Origin of the sequence: Paraburkholderia hospita (genome assembly GCF_002902965.1) — a bacterium.
Taxonomy (GTDB): domain Bacteria; phylum Pseudomonadota; class Gammaproteobacteria; order Burkholderiales; family Burkholderiaceae; genus Paraburkholderia; species Paraburkholderia hospita.
This window is the reverse complement of the sequence record NZ_CP026106.1, coordinates 2,316,980-2,332,722: the sequence shown is the minus strand read 5'-3', so window position 1 is coordinate 2,332,722 and position 15,743 is coordinate 2,316,980. Positions and strand designations below refer to the sequence as shown.

Annotated in this window: 20 protein-coding genes; 7 read left to right on the top strand and 13 right to left on the bottom strand. The window is 63.0% G+C overall.

The window, feature by feature from the left end; all coding sequences use genetic code 11:
• Window positions 1–18 precede the first annotated feature (18 nt).
• From C2L64_RS28850 to C2L64_RS53435, 5 genes are all read right to left on the bottom strand, one after another.
• A complete protein-coding gene (locus C2L64_RS28850; RefSeq protein WP_007586066.1) occupies window positions 19–2,304 on the bottom strand; it encodes a DUF3141 domain-containing protein in 2,286 nt (761 codons plus the stop codon).
• A gap of 397 nt (window positions 2,305–2,701) precedes the next feature.
• Window positions 2,702–3,856, bottom strand: coding sequence for an acyl-CoA dehydrogenase family protein (locus C2L64_RS28840; protein WP_007586064.1), 1,155 nt, complete (start codon window positions 3,854–3,856; stop codon window positions 2,702–2,704).
• 78 nt (window positions 3,857–3,934) lie between these two features.
• On the bottom strand, window positions 3,935–4,801 hold the full coding sequence (locus C2L64_RS28835) for an IclR family transcriptional regulator (RefSeq protein WP_007586063.1): 867 nt from the start codon (window positions 4,799–4,801) through the stop codon (window positions 3,935–3,937).
• Window positions 4,802–5,059: 258 nt separating this feature from the next.
• Window positions 5,060–5,941: a DUF4148 domain-containing protein gene (locus tag C2L64_RS28830; RefSeq protein WP_039901084.1), complete on the bottom strand. Its 882-nt coding sequence runs from the start codon at window positions 5,939–5,941 to the stop codon at window positions 5,060–5,062.
• A 17-nt stretch (window positions 5,942–5,958) separates the two neighbouring features.
• Window positions 5,959–6,174, bottom strand: a complete 216-nt coding sequence (locus tag C2L64_RS53435; protein ID WP_131542646.1) for a hypothetical protein — start codon at window positions 6,172–6,174, stop codon at window positions 5,959–5,961.
• On the opposite strand from C2L64_RS53435, the gene C2L64_RS28825 reads away from it, so the two are divergent.
• The 4 genes from C2L64_RS28825 (at window position 6,173) to C2L64_RS28810 (ending at window position 8,736) form a co-directional block, all read left to right on the top strand.
• Window positions 6,173–6,895 carry a sulfite exporter TauE/SafE family protein gene (locus C2L64_RS28825; RefSeq protein ID WP_007586059.1) on the top strand — a complete coding sequence of 241 codons (723 nt, stop codon included), beginning with the start codon at window positions 6,173–6,175 and terminating at the stop codon, window positions 6,893–6,895. The genes C2L64_RS53435 and C2L64_RS28825 overlap by 2 nt on opposite strands.
• 31 nt (window positions 6,896–6,926) lie before the next feature.
• The gene (locus C2L64_RS28820; RefSeq protein WP_007586057.1) at window positions 6,927–7,262 is read left to right on the top strand and encodes a YbjQ family protein; all 336 of its coding nucleotides are present in this window, start codon (window positions 6,927–6,929) and stop codon (window positions 7,260–7,262) included.
• Between the two features lie 30 nt (window positions 7,263–7,292).
• On the top strand, window positions 7,293–7,487 hold the full coding sequence (locus tag C2L64_RS28815) for a YqaE/Pmp3 family membrane protein (RefSeq protein ID WP_007586056.1): 195 nt from the start codon (window positions 7,293–7,295) through the stop codon (window positions 7,485–7,487).
• 121 nt (window positions 7,488–7,608) lie between these two features.
• The gene (locus C2L64_RS28810) at window positions 7,609–8,736 is read left to right on the top strand and encodes a GGDEF domain-containing protein (protein WP_007586055.1); all 1,128 of its coding nucleotides are present in this window, start codon (window positions 7,609–7,611) and stop codon (window positions 8,734–8,736) included.
• An 11-nt stretch (window positions 8,737–8,747) separates the two neighbouring features.
• Here the strand turns inward: C2L64_RS28810 and C2L64_RS28805 are convergent, their stop codons facing one another.
• The 3 genes from C2L64_RS28805 to C2L64_RS28795 all read right to left on the bottom strand — a co-directional run bounded on the left by C2L64_RS28805 (window position 8,748) and on the right by C2L64_RS28795 (window position 10,150).
• Window positions 8,748–8,975 carry a DUF2964 family protein gene (locus tag C2L64_RS28805; RefSeq protein ID WP_007586054.1) on the bottom strand — a complete coding sequence of 76 codons (228 nt, stop codon included), beginning with the start codon at window positions 8,973–8,975 and terminating at the stop codon, window positions 8,748–8,750.
• Between the two features lie 81 nt (window positions 8,976–9,056).
• Window positions 9,057–9,665, bottom strand: a complete 609-nt coding sequence (locus tag C2L64_RS28800; protein WP_007586053.1) for a hypothetical protein — start codon at window positions 9,663–9,665, stop codon at window positions 9,057–9,059.
• A 92-nt stretch (window positions 9,666–9,757) separates the two neighbouring features.
• A complete protein-coding gene (locus tag C2L64_RS28795; RefSeq protein WP_007586052.1) occupies window positions 9,758–10,150 on the bottom strand; it encodes a hypothetical protein in 393 nt (130 codons plus the stop codon).
• Window positions 10,151–10,774: 624 nt separating this feature from the next.
• On the opposite strand from C2L64_RS28795, the gene C2L64_RS28790 reads away from it, so the two are divergent.
• Entirely contained in the window at window positions 10,775–11,179 is a 405-nt protein-coding gene (locus C2L64_RS28790; RefSeq protein ID WP_039901081.1) for a helix-turn-helix domain-containing protein, read from the top strand.
• Window positions 11,180–11,207: 28 nt separating this feature from the next.
• Here C2L64_RS28790 and C2L64_RS28785 read toward each other — a convergent pair whose 3' ends face one another.
• From C2L64_RS28785 to C2L64_RS28775, 3 genes are all read right to left on the bottom strand, one after another.
• Window positions 11,208–11,645 (bottom strand): lytic transglycosylase domain-containing protein, encoded by a 438-nt coding sequence (locus C2L64_RS28785; RefSeq protein ID WP_238554713.1) that lies wholly within the window; start codon window positions 11,643–11,645, stop codon window positions 11,208–11,210.
• 90 nt (window positions 11,646–11,735) lie between these two features.
• Complete coding sequence (locus C2L64_RS28780; protein ID WP_007586049.1) at window positions 11,736–12,125, bottom strand: hypothetical protein; 390 nt, start codon at window positions 12,123–12,125, stop codon at window positions 11,736–11,738.
• 14 nt (window positions 12,126–12,139) lie between these two features.
• Window positions 12,140–12,496 carry a hypothetical protein gene (locus C2L64_RS28775; protein ID WP_007586048.1) on the bottom strand — a complete coding sequence of 119 codons (357 nt, stop codon included), beginning with the start codon at window positions 12,494–12,496 and terminating at the stop codon, window positions 12,140–12,142.
• A gap of 416 nt (window positions 12,497–12,912) precedes the next feature.
• Here C2L64_RS28775 and C2L64_RS28770 point away from each other — a divergent pair, with 416 nt between their 5' ends.
• Window positions 12,913–13,620: an MgtC/SapB family protein gene (locus tag C2L64_RS28770; RefSeq protein ID WP_007586044.1), complete on the top strand. Its 708-nt coding sequence runs from the start codon at window positions 12,913–12,915 to the stop codon at window positions 13,618–13,620.
• 69 nt (window positions 13,621–13,689) lie between these two features.
• Here C2L64_RS28770 and C2L64_RS28765 read toward each other — a convergent pair whose 3' ends face one another.
• Entirely contained in the window at window positions 13,690–14,253 is a 564-nt protein-coding gene (locus C2L64_RS28765) for a DUF4142 domain-containing protein (protein ID WP_007586042.1), read from the bottom strand.
• A gap of 237 nt (window positions 14,254–14,490) precedes the next feature.
• Here C2L64_RS28765 and wrbA point away from each other — a divergent pair, with 237 nt between their 5' ends.
• Window positions 14,491–15,090 carry an NAD(P)H:quinone oxidoreductase gene (gene wrbA / locus C2L64_RS28760; RefSeq protein ID WP_007586040.1) on the top strand — a complete coding sequence of 200 codons (600 nt, stop codon included), beginning with the start codon at window positions 14,491–14,493 and terminating at the stop codon, window positions 15,088–15,090.
• A 79-nt stretch (window positions 15,091–15,169) separates the two neighbouring features.
• On the opposite strand, the gene C2L64_RS28755 is transcribed toward wrbA, so the two are convergent.
• The gene (locus C2L64_RS28755) at window positions 15,170–15,724 is read right to left on the bottom strand and encodes a YbaK/EbsC family protein (RefSeq protein ID WP_007586039.1); all 555 of its coding nucleotides are present in this window, start codon (window positions 15,722–15,724) and stop codon (window positions 15,170–15,172) included.
• Between the last annotated feature and the right edge of the window lie 19 nt (window positions 15,725–15,743).

Sequence of the window (15,743 nt, the reverse complement as noted above, 5' to 3'; positions counted from 1 at the left end):
GCATGCGGATGTCATCTGTCATTCGACCTGCTGGCGCGCGGGCTCCGCGCGTCGCGACGCTTTCTTCTTCGACGCCGATTCGAAAATCGTCAGTACGCGTGCAAGATCGGCGCGCTCGTGGTCGTCGAGCGTGAGCACCGTGCTGAGCTTGTCGATGTCGCGCGCGGCGGTGCGGATGTTGTCGGGCGGCGCGCTCGCGAGCAGGCCCGGCAAGGCGTCGATCGCCGCCTCGCTATCGAGGCGCAGCAGCGCGGCCTGTTCCCGCACGACATGCTTGAACGCCAGAATGCCCTGATCCGACAGCTTGCTCAGCATTTCGCGCGCGAGGTTGAAGCGGCGCTCGTCCGCTTCGCCATGCGTGCGCTTCACATACAGCAGCGCGCGCACGCTCGCTTCGAGCAGACCGCCTTCCGTCATGTCGTGGCGCAGACGTTCATGTTCCGCGACGATCGACGCTTCGCGCTCTTCGGTGTCGCCGGGTTCCGTCAACGCGGCGTTTGCTTCGCTGTCGCTACGCGGCGGAAGGCCCGCGAAGGCTTGCAGCCAGGGCGCGCCATAAACGGTTTCGAAAATCTGCTCGACGGCGGCGTCGCGCATGTCGCGATAGAGATCGAACGACGCGATGACGGCATTCGACATGGCCGTCTGCATCTGCAGGAACGGGTTGTCGGCTGCAACGGGCGCGCGCGCTTCCTTCACGCTTTCGGCCGCCTTCGCGACGGACGACGCAAACGGATTGCGATCGGACCACAGTTCGTACGTGACGCGCAGCGGATGCAGCTTGCTCGAAAGATCCGTTGTCCACGGCGTCGTGCATGCGCGCACCCACGGCTGCATGAAGCTGCGATACAGGCCGAGATTGACGCGCGACAGATACGCAGCCGTGGCGAAGCGCCGGTCGCTTTCGGGGTCGGGTTGCACGATCTCGCGCACGTCGGCGATGGTGCGTGGAGAAATGGACAGCACATACTGGCCTTGCGTGAGTTCCGCGTAAGGCGTCGCGTCCGTCTTCGCGCCCATGTGCGCTTCGTACAGGCCCGACGGCAGCAGGTCGATCAGATCGATATTGCTGACGAACTCGCGATGTTCTTTCTTCCCTGTGCTGCTCGACACGAAGATGCCGAGATGGCCGATGCTTTCGTGCGTCGCGTAGACGATGGTCTGGTCGTGGCCGAGTAGATCGGCGTCGTCGCGATAGAGATCGGTGATCCAGCCGAGCGCTTGCGGCGGCGGCGTGATGTTGTCGCCATACGAGCAGAACACGACGATGGGCGAGCGGATATTGCGCAGATCGAGCCGCACGCCTTCCGACGTCACGATCTCGCCGCTGACGAAGCGGTTGCCGACAAACAGATTATCGACGATGTACTGCATTTCGCCCGCGTTCAAAAACACGTGGCCGCCCCAATACTTTTCGAAGCCGAGATAGCGCGGACCTTCCGTGTCGATGCTCGTGTACAGGTTGTACTGCTTGGTCCACAGCGTGTTCGCCGGGTTCAGGTTCTCGAAGTTCTGCACAAGCCACGCGCCGTCGAAGCGGCCATCGCCGAGATCGCCGGTGAGCGCCGTCAGCCACGAGCCACCGAGCATGCCGCCCGAATAGCGCATCGGGTTTTTGCCGCGCCAGCCGGCCCAGTACGACACGGGCGCGCCCGCGACGACGATCGGGCCGAACAGGTCGGGGCGCATCGAGGCCGTCATCAGCACTTGCCAGCCTGCCTGGCAATTGCCGATCACGGCGGGTTTGCCGGGGCTGTTTGGGTGCAGTTCGATGACTTTTTCGAGGAACGCGGCTTCCGCGTGCATCACGTCTTCGACGGTTTGTCCTGGCACGGGGTCGGGCAGGAAGCCGATGAAATAGCAGGGATGACCCGCGCGCAACGCAGCGCCGATTTCGCTGTCGCGCTTGAAGCCGCCGATGCCGGGCCCGTGTCCCGCGCGTGGATCGACGACCACGAACGGACGCAGGCGGCCGGGATCATGTCCTTCCGCAAGGTCGCGGTCGGGCTTCAGATCATCCGGCGCGACGATGCGCACGAGCCCGTAATTGACGGGGCGCGGCAGCGTACGCCCATCGACGATGAGCTCGGTGCCGAAGTCGAGCACGTTGGGTACGCGCTCCTGCATGTGCGCCTGATACTGATTGCCGCGTTCGCGCATCACGTCGGCGAACAGCACGCTGCGCTGCCATGTGTCGACGGCGTAGGCGTAGCCTTGCGCGAACAGATTGCCCGGCATCGATGCGAAGGGCATCGAAGGCGCGAATGTGTCAGGTGTAGCGGCGTTCGGTTGAGACTGATTCATGGTCGCATCTGCTCCCTCAATGGGTCGGCGCCGCGGTCTCACGCGAGGCTCACATGCACACGCGATGCGCGCATGAAGCGCTTACCCGACGCGCGAGCATCGTCGCAATGAGTCGCACGGCCTGAAACCAGGGCGAGACATCAACGCGCCTCGACGAGGCGCGGCTTCGATCAAGATCAGCGATAAAAATGGCAGAAGTGTGACGCATTGATGAATGCGAACATCGGACACGCACGTTGCGTGATCCGGTGCTTGTTGCGTTGCGTCAACAACCCAGTGTAGGACGGGATGATTTTTCTGGCAATCTGAAATATGCCAGCGAGGATGTGTGGAAGTGAAGCGTTGACTTCGATCAAGGGGATTGCATTGCCCGCCTTGATCGAATGTTCTATCCAGGCTAGTGGCTCGCGTCGCGAATCATGTTGCGCGCGATCACCAGTTGCTGGATCTGCGTCGTGCCTTCGTAGATGCGGAACAGGCGCACGTCGCGATAGAAGCGCTCGACGGCATACTCGGACACATAACCCGCGCCGCCATGAATCTGCACCGCGCGATCCGCGACGCGGCCGCACATCTCCGACGCGAACAGCTTGCAGCACGATGCTTCCGTCGATACGTCCTGTTTATCATCGCGGCGGCGCGCGGCATCGAGCACCATCGAGCGCGCGGCGTAGATTTCCGCGCGGCTGTCGGCGAGCATGGCCTGCACGAGCTGGAACTCGGCGATCGGCTGGCCGAACTGCTTGCGCTCCATCGCATAACGCAGCGCATCGTCGAGCATGCGTTCGGCGGCGCCGACGCAGATCGCCGAGATATGCAGGCGCCCCTTGTCGAGCACTTTCATCGCCGTCTTGAAGCCGACGCCTTCCTTGCCGCCGATGATGTTCGCCGCAGGCACGCGGCAGTCCTCGAAGATCACGTCGCAGGTATGCGCGCCTTTCTGGCCCATCTTTTTGTCGATCTTGCCGAGCGACAATCCGGGCGTGCCTTTCTCGACGATGAACGCCGAGATGCCGCTCGCGCCTTTGATTTCAGTGTTGGTGCGCGCCATCACGGTATAGATGCCCGCTTCGGGCGCGTTGGTAATGAAGCGCTTGGTACCGTTGATCACGTAGTGGTCACCGTCGCGGACAGCGGTCGTGCGCAGCGATGCGGCATCCGAACCCGAGCCCGGCTCCGTCAATGCGAACGACGCAATCAGTTCACCCGACGCGAGCTTCGGCAGATAGTAGTGCTTCTGCTCATCGGTGCCGTCGATGATGAGTCCCTGCGAGCCGATGCCGTTGTTCGTGCCGATCAGCGAGCGGAACGCAGGCGAGGTCCTCGCGATCTCGAACGCGGCGAGCACTTCCTCTTCCATTGTGAGTCCGAGACCGCCGTATTCCTCGGGAATCGACAGCCCAAAGAGACCGAGTTCACGCATCTCGCCGACGATGCCGGCGGGGATCTCATCCGTTTCGGCGACTTCGTTTTCGGCGGGCACGAGACGCTCGCGCACGAAGCGCGACAGCGAGTCGAGAAGAATGGACAGTGTTTCCTGATCGCGGATCATCGTTTTACCTGTGTGCTATGACGCGGTTTGCCTATCGCGCTCTAATGAACGCGTGAAGTGCGCCGCGCCGGGTCTTCTTCATCGCCGCCCGATGGCGGCCTCCACACGTTTGACAAGGGCCACGAGGCGCGGGCCGATGTCGTTCTCCAGCTTGTCGCGGCTCAGCACGAAGGCGGGCCCGCCGCAATTGAAGGCCATCTGCGTGCCATCGGGCGCCATGAACGGCACGCCGACGCTCGCGATGTCCGCATCCCAGTCGCCATACGACAGGCAGAAGCCGCGTGTGGCGTAATCCTTTATTGCTTCGCCCATGCCGCTTTCAATGCGCGGCCAGGCAGGTTCGTCCTGCGCGCGCACCTGGTCGAGCACCGCGTTGCGTTCGGCATCGGTGGCGGCGGCGAGATACGCGCGGCCCATAGATGTCGTTGCAATCGGCAGACGCGTGCCGATGCTGCGCATCACGGTGATCGGCGCGCTGCTACGCACCCACTCGACGTACATCATGGACAGCCGGTCGCGCACGCCGATCGCCACCGAGCATCCCGCGTATTCGGCGAGCTCCTGCATCAGCGGCCGCGCGAGGTCGCGAATGTCGAGGTTCGACAACATCGCGTAGCCGAGCGACAGCACGCCCGTGCCGAGGCTGTACTTGCCAAGCGGTTCGTCGTAGCGCAAATAGCCGAGCTTCGCGAGCGTGCCGGCGAGCCGCGCGACGGTGCCTTTCGGCAGGCCCGTTCTGCGCGCCAGTTCGGTCAGGCCGAGATGCCGTTCCTTCAGGCCGAAACAGCGCAGCAGTTCGAGGCCGCGCGCCAGCGCTGTGACGAACTGGCGATCGGTTTCGTACGGTTCGTCGTCGAAACGCGCGATGTCGCGGTGCTCGGGCGGCTGGTTGGGACGCATGTCGCGCTTGTCTCCCGCTTTGGTGTCTGGGGCGAATGCTGTCATGTCGCTCAACTCCGTGTCAATCGGCTTCGGGGTGATGGTTCGCATAGCGGACCATTGTATAGCGAGCTTGACGGATTCGCCAGTTGGCTCTGGCAGGCGATCTGGCGCGAGGTTTATGTCTATTGTGAAATAGATTCTGAAGGAGTTGTTCCGGGTTAACCACTAAAGATTGTGTGAAGTATCAGCGGGAGAAAAAGCGCGCACGCGAGCCAGTTAGCCTATGTTTATGGTTCGCAATGCAGACCGGACTGCGGAAGGCTACCAGGTCCGGATCGAAGGCTGCGTGTTGTCTCTCGGCGAACCGCCTGGACCATAGGGATCGGGATTGCCGAAGCGCGACATCGTTCCGTTCTTGCGCGCGCGACTGAGTTCGTCACGCACCTGGGCGCGTGTCTTTGGTGCGTCGCTGGGTGCGGCGGCGGGGGGCGGAGCAGTGGGCTCGTGCGTTTGCGCCATCGATGGCAGAGCAGGTGCCGGCGGCTGCTCGACGGGTTCGGCGACTGTCGCGGCAGTTTGCACCGCGGATGCGATCACCGGTTCCGGCTGCGCCTCAGGTTGAAGCGGAGCCGTGTTGGCCGCGTGATCGCTTGCGGTTGCATTGTCCTTCACGCTGTCGGAGCGGATATCGACGAGCGGCGCTGCTTCGATTGCGGGTTGGTCAGGGTCCGAAGTGTCCGTCCCATGGCGTGACGTTGCCGACCGCGCATGCGTCGTCTTCGCGGACGCATGAGCGCGCACAAGCGGCTGCGCAGCGCTTTGCTCATTCAACGTTGCCGACCGCATTTCGCGCGCCTGCGCTTCGCGCACGGCCAGTTCCTTTTGCAGCAGCAGCGCTTGCGGCTCGTCACTGCGCATCGTCAGTACCGCGTTGAGCAGCACGTGCGCGGACGCGAGGTCGCCGCGTTGCAGGCTGTCGTGTACCGCCTGCAACACGCGCGCGATGCCCGCGTTGCGCGAATCGTCGACAGGCGCGTCGGGCGTTACGGGGCGCGCGGCGGACGACACGGCGCTATCGACGCGGCCGTCCGTATCCTTCGCAGCCGACTCGCGGTTGCCGAACCGAAGCCCGAGCGTCGCAAGCGCCAGCGCGCCGATCAGCAGGCCGCCCGCAACGAACATTCTGTTGGATTCACTCAACATCGCGCTTCCCTTCGGGTCTATGCCGCACACGTCGATACGCGCATCGCTACACGCGCATTCCGCAGACAAAAAAAGCGCGAGCTGCGCTCGTATGCAATACGAGTTGTAGCAGCAATTGGATGCAGCAACGCGGCCAAAATAAAAATCTGGCGAGCGGGATTCGTCATAGGTTTGGCTGATGTGCCGCCATTTTCCAGTAGCATGGCGCCAACACGTTTTTCGGGGATGCCCATGGGTTATCTGTTGGTTCTCGCCGTCGGCCTCGCGGCGGGCACGCTGAGCGGCGTGATCGGCACGGGCTCGTCGATGATGCTGATGCCCGTGCTCGTGATGCTGTTTGGTCCGCAACAGGCGGTGCCCATCATGGCGATCGCGGCGATCATGGGCAATTTCGGCAAGGTGCTCGCGTGGTGGCGCGAGATCGACTGGCGCGCCTGCGGCGCGTATTGTTCGACCGCCGTGCCGGGCGCGGCGCTCGGCGTGCGCACGCTGCTCGCGCTGCCGCCGCATGCCGTTGAGATCGCGCTCGGCCTCTTCTTCGTCGCGATGGTGCCGGTGCGCCGCTGGCTTGCGCGTCGTTCGGTGCGCTTCTCGCCGTGGCACCTGGCGGCGATCGGTGCGCCCGTCGGCTTTCTGACGGGCATCGTGGTCTCGACGGGGCCGATCACGGTGCCTGTGTTCATGGGCTATGGCCTCGTGAAAGGCGCGTTTCTCGCGACGGAAGCGGCCGGCTCGCTCGCCGTCTATGCCGCGAAGGTTGCGACCTTCAACCACTTTGGCGCGCTGCCGCTGCACGTCGTGCTGGATGGCCTGATCACGGGTTCCGCGCTGATGGCGGGGGCGTTCTTCGCGCGGCGCATCGTCGTGCGCATGAGTCCCGGCACGTTCAGGCTGGTCGTCGACGGGCTGATGCTGTCGTCCGGTCTGTCGCTGCTGTGGGCGGCGGGACGCTGATCGAAACAGCTACAACAGGGAAGGGAACGACATGATCGAACGAAACATGGTCTCCACGGCCTTCGATTTGCCCGGCTATACCGTCGATACGTCGCTGGGCATCGCACGCGGCATCATCGTGCGTTCGCGCTCGGTGGTGGGCGCGATCGGCGCGGGGTTGCAGACCATCTTTGGCGGCAATATCTCGTTGTACACGTCGCTGTGCGAACGCGCGCGGCAGGACGCCTACGAGCGCATGCTGGCCGAAGCGGTGACGCTCGGCGCGAATGCCGTAATCGGCATGCGTTACGATGCGACGGAGATCGGCGCGGGCGTGACGGAAGTGCTGTGCTATGGAACAGCCGTACACGTGCGCCGCAACGTGTAACCGAAGTTTTTCAACCAGAAGGAAATGTCAATGCGTCTGTTGCTTGCTCTGCTTTTGCCGTGGTTCCAGTTCTTCACGATTGGCCGGCCGTTCGCCGGGATCATCTGCCTGGTGCTGCAACTCACGATCATCGGCTGGCTGCCGGCGGCGATCTGGTCCGTGTATGCGCTCAGCCAGTACAACACTGACCGCAAAATCGACGAAGCGCTCGGCCGGCGCTCGTAAGCGCATTCGTTGCAAACACATCTGAACAGGCTGGTTGCATGCATCGGCCTCAAGCAAATGCGCTTCGAGGCCGATAACCAGACGTTGGGCCTCTGTATCGGGCCCCAATGCCACGGCCCAGATGAGCACAACACACACGCCCCAGTCCATTCGCCTTCGCGCACTCGTCGATACGGTGCAGCGCAACGAACGCACGTTGCGCCGCTTCCAGGATGTCGAGCTTCAGTTGATCCGCGCGCAGGATTTCCCGTCGCTTTGTCGTGTGCTGCTCGACTATCTGCCACGCGAATTCGGACTGGAGCGCGTGACGCTGTGGCTCAACGACACGCTGCCGCTGCTGCACGAACTGGCGTTGCGGCACGCGAGCAACGCGAACCGGCGAAGCAACGAGAACAATGGGATGGCCGCCGCGTCGTCGCTGAAGACCTCGCGCGAGATGGGCGATGCCGCCGCGCGGCTCTGTTCTCAGGGCCGTCCGTGGCTCGGCACGCCCGCTGCGATGGACGACGCGGCGATCAATGCGTGCTTCGGCAGCGACCCGCGGCCTGCCAGCATCGCGCTGTTGCCGCTCGCGACGAACGGACAGCCGAGCGGCTATCTATGCCTCGCGAGCGACAACGAAAGCCGCTTTGCGCCCGGCATGGCGACCGACATGCTGGAGCGTTTCGCCGTGATCGTCGCGGCGAGCCTCGATAACGTCGCGCATCGCGAGCAGCTCGAACGCCTTGGCGCAACCGACGCGCTCACGGGTCTGCCCAACCGCCGCTATTTCGACGAACGCCTGCGCGAAGAAACGACGCGCGCATCGCGCTACCGGCTGCCGCTGGGCTGCCTGTTCATCGATATCGACGGCTTCAAGCCGATCAACGACGCGCACGGTCACGCCGTCGGCGACCGCGCGCTGGCCATGGTCGGCGCCTGCCTGCGCAAGCAGACGCGCCTCGGCGATACGATCGCGCGCTACGGCGGCGAAGAGTTTGCCGTGCTGCTGCAAGGCGACCTGAAGGATTCGCTGGTTGTGGCCGAGCGCATGCGCGCAGCCGTCGCGCAACTCGACCTGCGTGATAACGATGGCGCGGACGACGGCGCGCGCATTCCATTGACGGTGTCGATCGGCGTATCCGCGCATGCGATGCAGCAAGGCGCCGATCTCGACGGCCTCGGACGTACGCTCGTCGACGAAGCCGACCGCGCGATGTACAAGGCGAAGAGCGGCGGACGCAATCGCGTGGCGACGCTCGTCGTGTAAGCGCGGCTGCGCTAGTCGTCGACGAACAGCATCGACACGTAGAGGATCGTCGACACGACGATGATACCGACGCCGACGAAGACTTTCGTGCGGTTGAATTCGAGCCCGCCGTTGATCGCGACGGCAATACCGGCGACGGCCGACAAGGTGCCGATCGCAGCCAGCACGACGTGCGCCTTGCTCCAGATCATTTTGCGGCGCGCGCGGCGCTTCGGGGAATTCCAGGGTTCAATAGGCATCGGGTTGATTGTGCGGGACTGCGAGATGATCTACGACTCCGTCTCGCCAGCATGGCGAGACGGAGTCGTGCAAACGCGCGCTTACTTGATCGGCGTACCGTTGCGGGTAATCTGCACGGCCGTCGCGGACACGTAGGTCGCACGGATGCTGTCGCCAACCTTGATTTTCTTAAGTGGCACGTCCTGCGAGACTTGCAGGACCACGGTGTGCTGAGGGCCGCGCAGCGTTACCTCGCGCTTCTTGCGGTCGATCTTCTGCACGGTCGCGACCACCTCGACGTGGCGCGTCTGCGTCGACGCGCCGCCTTGCACGGGTGTGGTCGTTTGCGATTCGACGCGCGAACGCACGCCCTTCGCGTCGACCTTGTCCGCCATTAGCAGCAGCGCGCCCTTGTACGAGATATGCACCTCGTCGCCGACTTTCAGCTTCTTCACGTCGCCGACATCGGGATCGACGTCGACGATCGTCGTCTCGCCGCGCGGCCCGCGTATCGTCACTTCGTTGTTGTCGGCGTCGATCTTGACGATGTGCGCCGTGACGTCAGCGACGGCGGCCGTACCGATGGCATTCGGGGTGGGCGAGGACGCCGGATTGTCCTGCGCGCGAGCATCGATGGCGGGCGCGGCGAGCGCAGCACATGCGGCTGCGATGGCCAGGATGCGAACCGGACGGCGAGCTGCAAGTTGCATAGGAGACTCCTCGGTAGAATGGGCCTGCGGTCCGTGGGCCGATTGGTCGCGACGAAGCTGGGCTCGAAACCGGCGTCTGGGGTCAGGCAGGTTCAGGCGGGTTCAGCGACGTGGTTGGCCGCTTTTCTTCTTGCATCTTCATAGACGCGGCGTCGTTCCGCCTCGACCAGCAGGCGCTTGCGCTTGACCGACTGGCGATGAATGGGCGGTCCCATTACCGCGACGTAATCGGCATAGCGATGCTTCTGGTAGCGGCGGAAAAAGTCGGGGCCGGGCAAGCCGTTGCTCAGCGCGAGCAGCACGCCATAGTCGATGGCCGACACCTCGCCGAGCGACGCGATGGCGCGCTCGAGTGCGTCGTAGCGGACGGTGAGCGGATCGCCCGCGCCGAACATGGCGTGAAAGCGCTGATAACTGAGGAGACGCTCATGTTCCGCGGCGCGTCGCAATGCCAGCACGATGCGCTCGACCCGTTCGGCTTCCATCTTGACCTCCTCGCGTGATGCGCCGTCGCGCGAGCAATACGCATGCTGCGCGACAGGCTATTGCGATTAATCGGCTATGCCGTTTATAGATGAAATTGTTTCGCGTCGCTGGAATATTGATTTAACTCAATTATGCAAAAGCATTTTTTTGAGCATGCACATACACGCCGCTTTTTAGAGCGGCAAACAAAGCATGAGTAAATACTATTGGCGATGCAATCGAGGTGTTCGATTTTGTAGCCAGATCTTGCCATACAACGTTCCCTTGAAAACGTAGCAGGCGCACGGACCAAAGTGCGGATTGTCAGGCTGGAGTGCACTCGATGCGAGTAACGGTTACAGCATGCTAGCAAACGATTTCGGTAAGTTCAAGGCGCAATGTAATGCTCTTGAAAAAAATACGAGGACTTTGTACTGTTGATCGAAATGGTTTGACTGTTTATTGCCGTTAAATGAAACGCAATAAAATCCGCAAATGATTTTTCGATATTCATGAAATTTTACGGATAGCCGACACAACAGGGCTTGGAACATATATTGGTTTTTTATGTCATGTCATCTGCCACGCAGGCCCGTTATGCGGCACCTTGGGCTTTCGTCGTCCGACCGTCAGCGAGACCGCTCATGCCTTCACGAAACGAAGCATTGCCGACTGTCATGCGCAGGCTCGCGGCGGGCAAGATGCTGATGGAAGGCGCGTCCGTTAGCGACATCGCCGCGCAGCTGCATATCTCCGAGAACACCGTGCGCAAATATCGCGCGCTCGTGAACGAGGGCGGGCTGGAGTCGTTGCGGCAGATGAGTGTGGGTGGCCGTTCGTCGGTGCTCGACGAGGCCGCGATGCAGTGGATCGCGGCTGCGCTGAGCGGGCCCGCGGGTATACACGGCTTTCCGTCCGATGCATGGACCAGCAACCGTCTGCGCGAGCTGATACGCGCCCAGTTCGGTGTCAGCTACTCGCGTGTCTACACATGGCAGATCGCCACCAATCTCGGCCTCGGGCACCGGCTTACCAAATCCCGCAAGTGAGCGCGCCAATAAGCGCGCGCCGTCGTCCTCAGTGCGACGCAGGCAGCAGTTCACCCCAGGCGACGAGAATCTTCTGGATGCTGCGCGCGTAAGCGTCGCGCTCTTTCGGCGACTCAGAGTGATATGCGCCGATCGCGCGCCACGTGTTGCCGTACTTCACCATCTTCTGCTTCATGAGCCACGCGGCGACATAGATGTTCACGCAAGCATCGGTGAGCGCGCGATGCGGAATGCCGAGGCGCTTCAGATCGCTGAAATGCACGGAGTTGATCTGCAACTGGCCGACGTCGATCGAACCATTCGCGTTGCGGTTGACTGCAGCGGGATCGCCTTTCGATTCATGCCACGCGACGGCGCGCAGGATCAGCGGATTGACGCCCTGATAGACAGCAGCCTGCTCGAAGCAATCGTCGGCGTGGGCCGTGTCGCACGTCAACGAGGCAAGCGAAAGTGCGAGCGCGCCCAGTGCGCGTTTGAGCGGGCGCAGCGAGCGGGGCGCGGCGCGGAGTCGATGGTTGAGCACGTGTGACGCTCCGTCGAGTGTGCGAATCAGCGGTTATTTCGCCAGCGCGAGGTCGAGCTGCTTGTCGACCGAGCGCAGATAGGTGCGCGAAGCGTCCGACACGACGAGGCGCGCGGTGGGCGCGGTGGGCCGCACGTCGACGGCGGCGCGCACCTTGCGCTTTTTCGCGGCGGGTTTTGGGGCGAGCGGCTCGTCGTCGTCGGTCGTAGGCGGCAGCATCGCGAGCGTCGGCAGCGGCGGATAGACCTTGTCGGCGGCGGCTGTTGCGGCTGCTGCGGCGGCCGCGCCATTGGTGCTATTTGCCGTGGCGGCGCCGTTCGCCGACAGCGTGCCTGCGACGGCCGGCTGACCCGCTTGCGCGGCTTCGCTCATGAACGTGGTGAGCGCAACGAGGCTCGCCGCGCAGATGACGGTGCGGAACATGACGTGGCTTTCCCTCATGGCGTCGCGGCTGTCGGCCGGACCGACACGCTATACGGTTGATTCGCGCCCGCCGTCAGGTTCTCGAGGCTGAGCTTCGCCGGATGCTGCGACGGCACGCCACGCCAGATCGCCTGGTTCAGGTACGGCAGATCCTGGCCGAGGGCGGTGACGAGAATCGTGGTCGGCTGCTTCTGCGCAGCGGCCAGCGCGCCCGCCTTGGCGAGCACGGCCGACAGTTGCGGATCGCGTGCGCCGAGCGCGTCGGGCGGAATCGTAAAGCTGATGACATCGTTCGACACGGGCGGCTTGTCCGCCTGCGGCGCCGTATTGGCCGGCAATTGCGCGCAACCGGCCAGTGCGGCGAAAACCATACAAAACGCAAGCTGCTTCACGAGCTGCTCCCAGAAGTCGTTGACGCTATTTCGTATTTGTCGGCAGAATCGCGTCGAACTTGATATGCAAACCGCAAACGTTTGCGAAATCGGGAAACTTGACTCAAGAATGGTGGTCGTTCGGAAACTCTGACCGTGGAGGATTGGGAAAGCGGTGAGGTTGCCTCAGGGGTTGGCGGCGCAACGGGGCATGATTGAGCGCGCAACTGGTTTTATGCGGATGGCATTTCCGCTTGTCGATCACCAGGAACGTCGCGGCAATCGCACTAATTTGGCGACCAACATGATCGCGTAACACAGACCTGATACACAGCGGCCTCAGGATATCGTCCCCATGCCTGGCTCGAACGCCGGGCTTCATCCCACATCGGTCCTGCATCAACTAGTCAAACGATATGTCAGCGGATTTCATCTGGAGACTGCTCGCCGCGTTCGCGTGCGGCGTCGCAATCGGTCTTGAACGTCAGATGCGGCAGCGCACCGCGGGACTGCGCACGATCACGCTCGTCGCGAGCGGCGCTTGTCTGTTCGTCACGCTCGGCATGCTGACGGGCAATGGCGTCGCGGGCGTCACGCAGATCGCCGCGTATGTGGTGTCGGGCGTGGGCTTCCTGGGCGGCGGCGTGATCATGCGCGACAAGGGCTCGATCCAGGGCATCAATACGGCGGCGACGCTCTGGTGTTCGGCGGCCGTCGGCGTGCTGTGCGGCGCGGGGCATTACGGACCGGCGCTCGCGGGCACGGTCGTCGTGCTCGTGACCAACACGGTGCTGCGCGAAGTGAGCCGCGCGATCAACGCGACGCCGGTGTCGAGTGCGGACCTCGTGCGCGAATATGTGTTGACGGTCGTATGCCGCGAACAAGACGAGATCCACATTCGCACGGTGCTTTCGAACTCGATGTATTCGCAACCGCTGTCGTTTCAGAGTCTGACGAGCGAGGATGTCGAAGGCGATCCGTCGCGTATCCAGGTGACGGCGACATTGCGCATGCACCCGAAGGATCAGGCGAAGCTCGAATTGATGGCGAGCCGGATCAGCATGGAGAAGAGCGTGTCGAGCGTCAGCTGGTCCGCGAAGGAAGTGGAGCCGACGCCTGAATGAAAAAAGCGCATCGCGCGGCGATGCCGCGATGCGCTTTGCTGAACGTCTACTTCTATTTGAGCCGTGGGCTTACTGCGTCGCGAGATGCTTGCGCTTCGCGAGTTCCTGCGCGGCCGCGTACTGCGCCTGGATGGTGGGCAGCGCCTTCTGCGCGGCTTCCTTCAACTGCGCGTCACGTCCCGATGCGATCTCTGCCTGGAACGCCGACAGCGTCTTCTGCTCGCCGCTCAATGCGACCTGCTCGATATACGCCTTGTCGAATTCCGCGCCGCGCAGATTCTTGATGCTGTCGAGCGTCGCGGTATCCGGGTTGTTGTGCGGCACGTCGACGCCCCGCGGGCTTGCTGCGCGCAGCGCATTGGCGATCGTGAGGTTGTCGGCGGCGACTTTTTCGGCGAATGCCTTCACGTCGCGGTCCGTCGAACGCGACGTTGCGATGCGCGCGGCATCGCGCTGCGTGGCGACGGCTTGCGTGCCGTCGTTGACGAAGGTCTGGTCGGCTGCATGCAGCCGCACGGAATCCGCGGACGCGGCCTGTGCCGGTTGCGTGGTTTGCGCGTTCACCGCCGATGCGAACAGCAACAGACTGGTCGTGGATGCACAGACGATGGAAGCGATGGGCAAACGGATCATGTGTTCTCCTTCAGTGATGTATGAATCAGCCGAAGGCATTCTAGGGGCCGGTCCCGCGTGCAGGTGAAACGACGATGTCGCTTGTGTAACGGGGCGTAAAGCTTGTGGCGCGCAGCGCGCTGCGATGCAATACGTTCGCGCGCTGCGAACGTCTGCGAAGACATGTGCCGCGCGTCTGGAGTATCGTGTGTGCCACGGCAAACGGTGCCGGCTTCGCACACTCGTCAGGAGATCGCAATGGCCAAGGTTCTCGTTCTCTATTACTCGTCGTATGGGCATATCGAAAAGATGGCGGAGGCCATCGCGGAAGGCGCGCGTGCCGCGGGCGCGCAGGTCGATATCAAGCGCGTGCCGGAGACCGTGCCCGAAGAGATCGCGAAGAAGTCGAACTTCAAGCTCGATCAGCAGGCGCCCGTTGCGACGGTCGCCGATCTCGAGCAATACGATGCATTCGTGGTTGGCACGGGCACGCGTTATGGGCGCATGTCGTCGCAGATGGCCGCGTTTCTCGATCAGACGGGCGGACTATGGATGCGCGGCGCGCTGAACGGCAAGGTCGGCGCGGCGTTCGCATCGACGGGTACGCAGCATGGCGGGCAGGAGACCACACTGTTCTCGATCATCACGAACCTGATGCATCTGGGGATGATCATCGTGGGCTTGCCGTATAGCCATCAGGGGATGATGAACATGACGGAGATCGTCGGCGGTGCGCCTTATGGCGCCACGACGATCGCAGCGGCCGACGGTTCGCGTCAGCCGAGCGCAATCGATCTGGAAGGCGCGCGGCATCAGGGCGAACTGGTCGCGAAGACGGCGGCGAAGCTGTTTGGCTGAGAGGTTTTTTGCTCGTTGACGTCGGCGGCGGGGCGCATTGAATGCACAAGAACTCGCGCGCGATTCAATGCGCCGTCGTTCAGGCCGCTGCCGGCGCGTCGGGCGGCAACGTCAGTTGCGCGACTTCGACGTTGTCGAGCTGTTCGAGCACGGACGGCGCGAGCAACAGCTTCGCCTTGCGAATGCCCGCGCCCATCACCACTTGCCGGCGTTCCATCACGCCGGCATCGACGAGAACGCGCCAGTTCGCGGGCAAGCCGAACGCCGTGATGCCGCCGAACTCCATCGCGCTCTGTTCCGTTGCGAGCTCACGCTGCGCGAACGAAATGCGCTTTGCGCCCAGCACCGCTTTCACTGCGCCGTTGACATCGAGTCGCAGCGAGCCGAGCGTCACGATCGCGGCCAGATGCTCGCCGCCATCCTTCTTGTACTTGACGACGATCGTGTTCGCGCAGTCTTCCATCGGAAAGCCGTAGCGCGCGCTGAAGTCGGCTGTATCCGATGCGTCGTCGGTGACGGAGAACACGACGATGTCGCGGCCTTCGATGGACTCAGCGACGTGCGCGGGAAGATGTGCGCCGATGCTGCCGGGCGCGATGATGTCGAGCTTCTGAAGCGGTTCGTGCGAAAGCATGGTGACCTGTGAGCAGTGA

What these genes read in the sequence shown, in the direction of transcription:
- C2L64_RS28850 (WP_007586066.1), bottom strand. Translation starts at nt 2,304, where the DNA reads ATGAATCAGTCTCAACCGAACGCCGCTACACCTGACACATTCGCGCCT.
- C2L64_RS28840 (WP_007586064.1), bottom strand. Translation starts at nt 3,856, where the DNA reads ATGATCCGCGATCAGGAAACACTGTCCATTCTTCTCGACTCGCTGTCG.
- C2L64_RS28835 (WP_007586063.1), bottom strand. Translation starts at nt 4,801, where the DNA reads ATGACAGCATTCGCCCCAGACACCAAAGCGGGAGACAAGCGCGACATG.
- C2L64_RS28830 (WP_039901084.1), bottom strand. Translation starts at nt 5,941, where the DNA reads ATGTTGAGTGAATCCAACAGAATGTTCGTTGCGGGCGGCCTGCTGATC.
- C2L64_RS28825 (WP_007586059.1), top strand. Translation starts at nt 6,173, where the DNA reads ATGGGTTATCTGTTGGTTCTCGCCGTCGGCCTCGCGGCGGGCACGCTG.
- C2L64_RS53435 (WP_131542646.1), bottom strand. Translation starts at nt 6,174, where the DNA reads ATGGGCATCCCCGAAAAACGTGTTGGCGCCATGCTACTGGAAAATGGC.
- C2L64_RS28820 (WP_007586057.1), top strand. Translation starts at nt 6,927, where the DNA reads ATGATCGAACGAAACATGGTCTCCACGGCCTTCGATTTGCCCGGCTAT.
- C2L64_RS28815 (WP_007586056.1), top strand. Translation starts at nt 7,293, where the DNA reads ATGCGTCTGTTGCTTGCTCTGCTTTTGCCGTGGTTCCAGTTCTTCACG.
- C2L64_RS28810 (WP_007586055.1), top strand. Translation starts at nt 7,609, where the DNA reads ATGAGCACAACACACACGCCCCAGTCCATTCGCCTTCGCGCACTCGTC.
- C2L64_RS28805 (WP_007586054.1), bottom strand. Translation starts at nt 8,975, where the DNA reads ATGCCTATTGAACCCTGGAATTCCCCGAAGCGCCGCGCGCGCCGCAAA.
- C2L64_RS28800 (WP_007586053.1), bottom strand. Translation starts at nt 9,665, where the DNA reads ATGCAACTTGCAGCTCGCCGTCCGGTTCGCATCCTGGCCATCGCAGCC.
- C2L64_RS28795 (WP_007586052.1), bottom strand. Translation starts at nt 10,150, where the DNA reads ATGGAAGCCGAACGGGTCGAGCGCATCGTGCTGGCATTGCGACGCGCC.
- C2L64_RS28790 (WP_039901081.1), top strand. Translation starts at nt 10,775, where the DNA reads ATGCCTTCACGAAACGAAGCATTGCCGACTGTCATGCGCAGGCTCGCG.
- C2L64_RS28780 (WP_007586049.1), bottom strand. Translation starts at nt 12,125, where the DNA reads ATGTTCCGCACCGTCATCTGCGCGGCGAGCCTCGTTGCGCTCACCACG.
- C2L64_RS28775 (WP_007586048.1), bottom strand. Translation starts at nt 12,496, where the DNA reads ATGGTTTTCGCCGCACTGGCCGGTTGCGCGCAATTGCCGGCCAATACG.
- C2L64_RS28770 (WP_007586044.1), top strand. Translation starts at nt 12,913, where the DNA reads ATGTCAGCGGATTTCATCTGGAGACTGCTCGCCGCGTTCGCGTGCGGC.
- C2L64_RS28765 (WP_007586042.1), bottom strand. Translation starts at nt 14,253, where the DNA reads ATGATCCGTTTGCCCATCGCTTCCATCGTCTGTGCATCCACGACCAGT.
- wrbA (WP_007586040.1), top strand. Translation starts at nt 14,491, where the DNA reads ATGGCCAAGGTTCTCGTTCTCTATTACTCGTCGTATGGGCATATCGAA.
- C2L64_RS28755 (WP_007586039.1), bottom strand. Translation starts at nt 15,724, where the DNA reads ATGCTTTCGCACGAACCGCTTCAGAAGCTCGACATCATCGCGCCCGGC.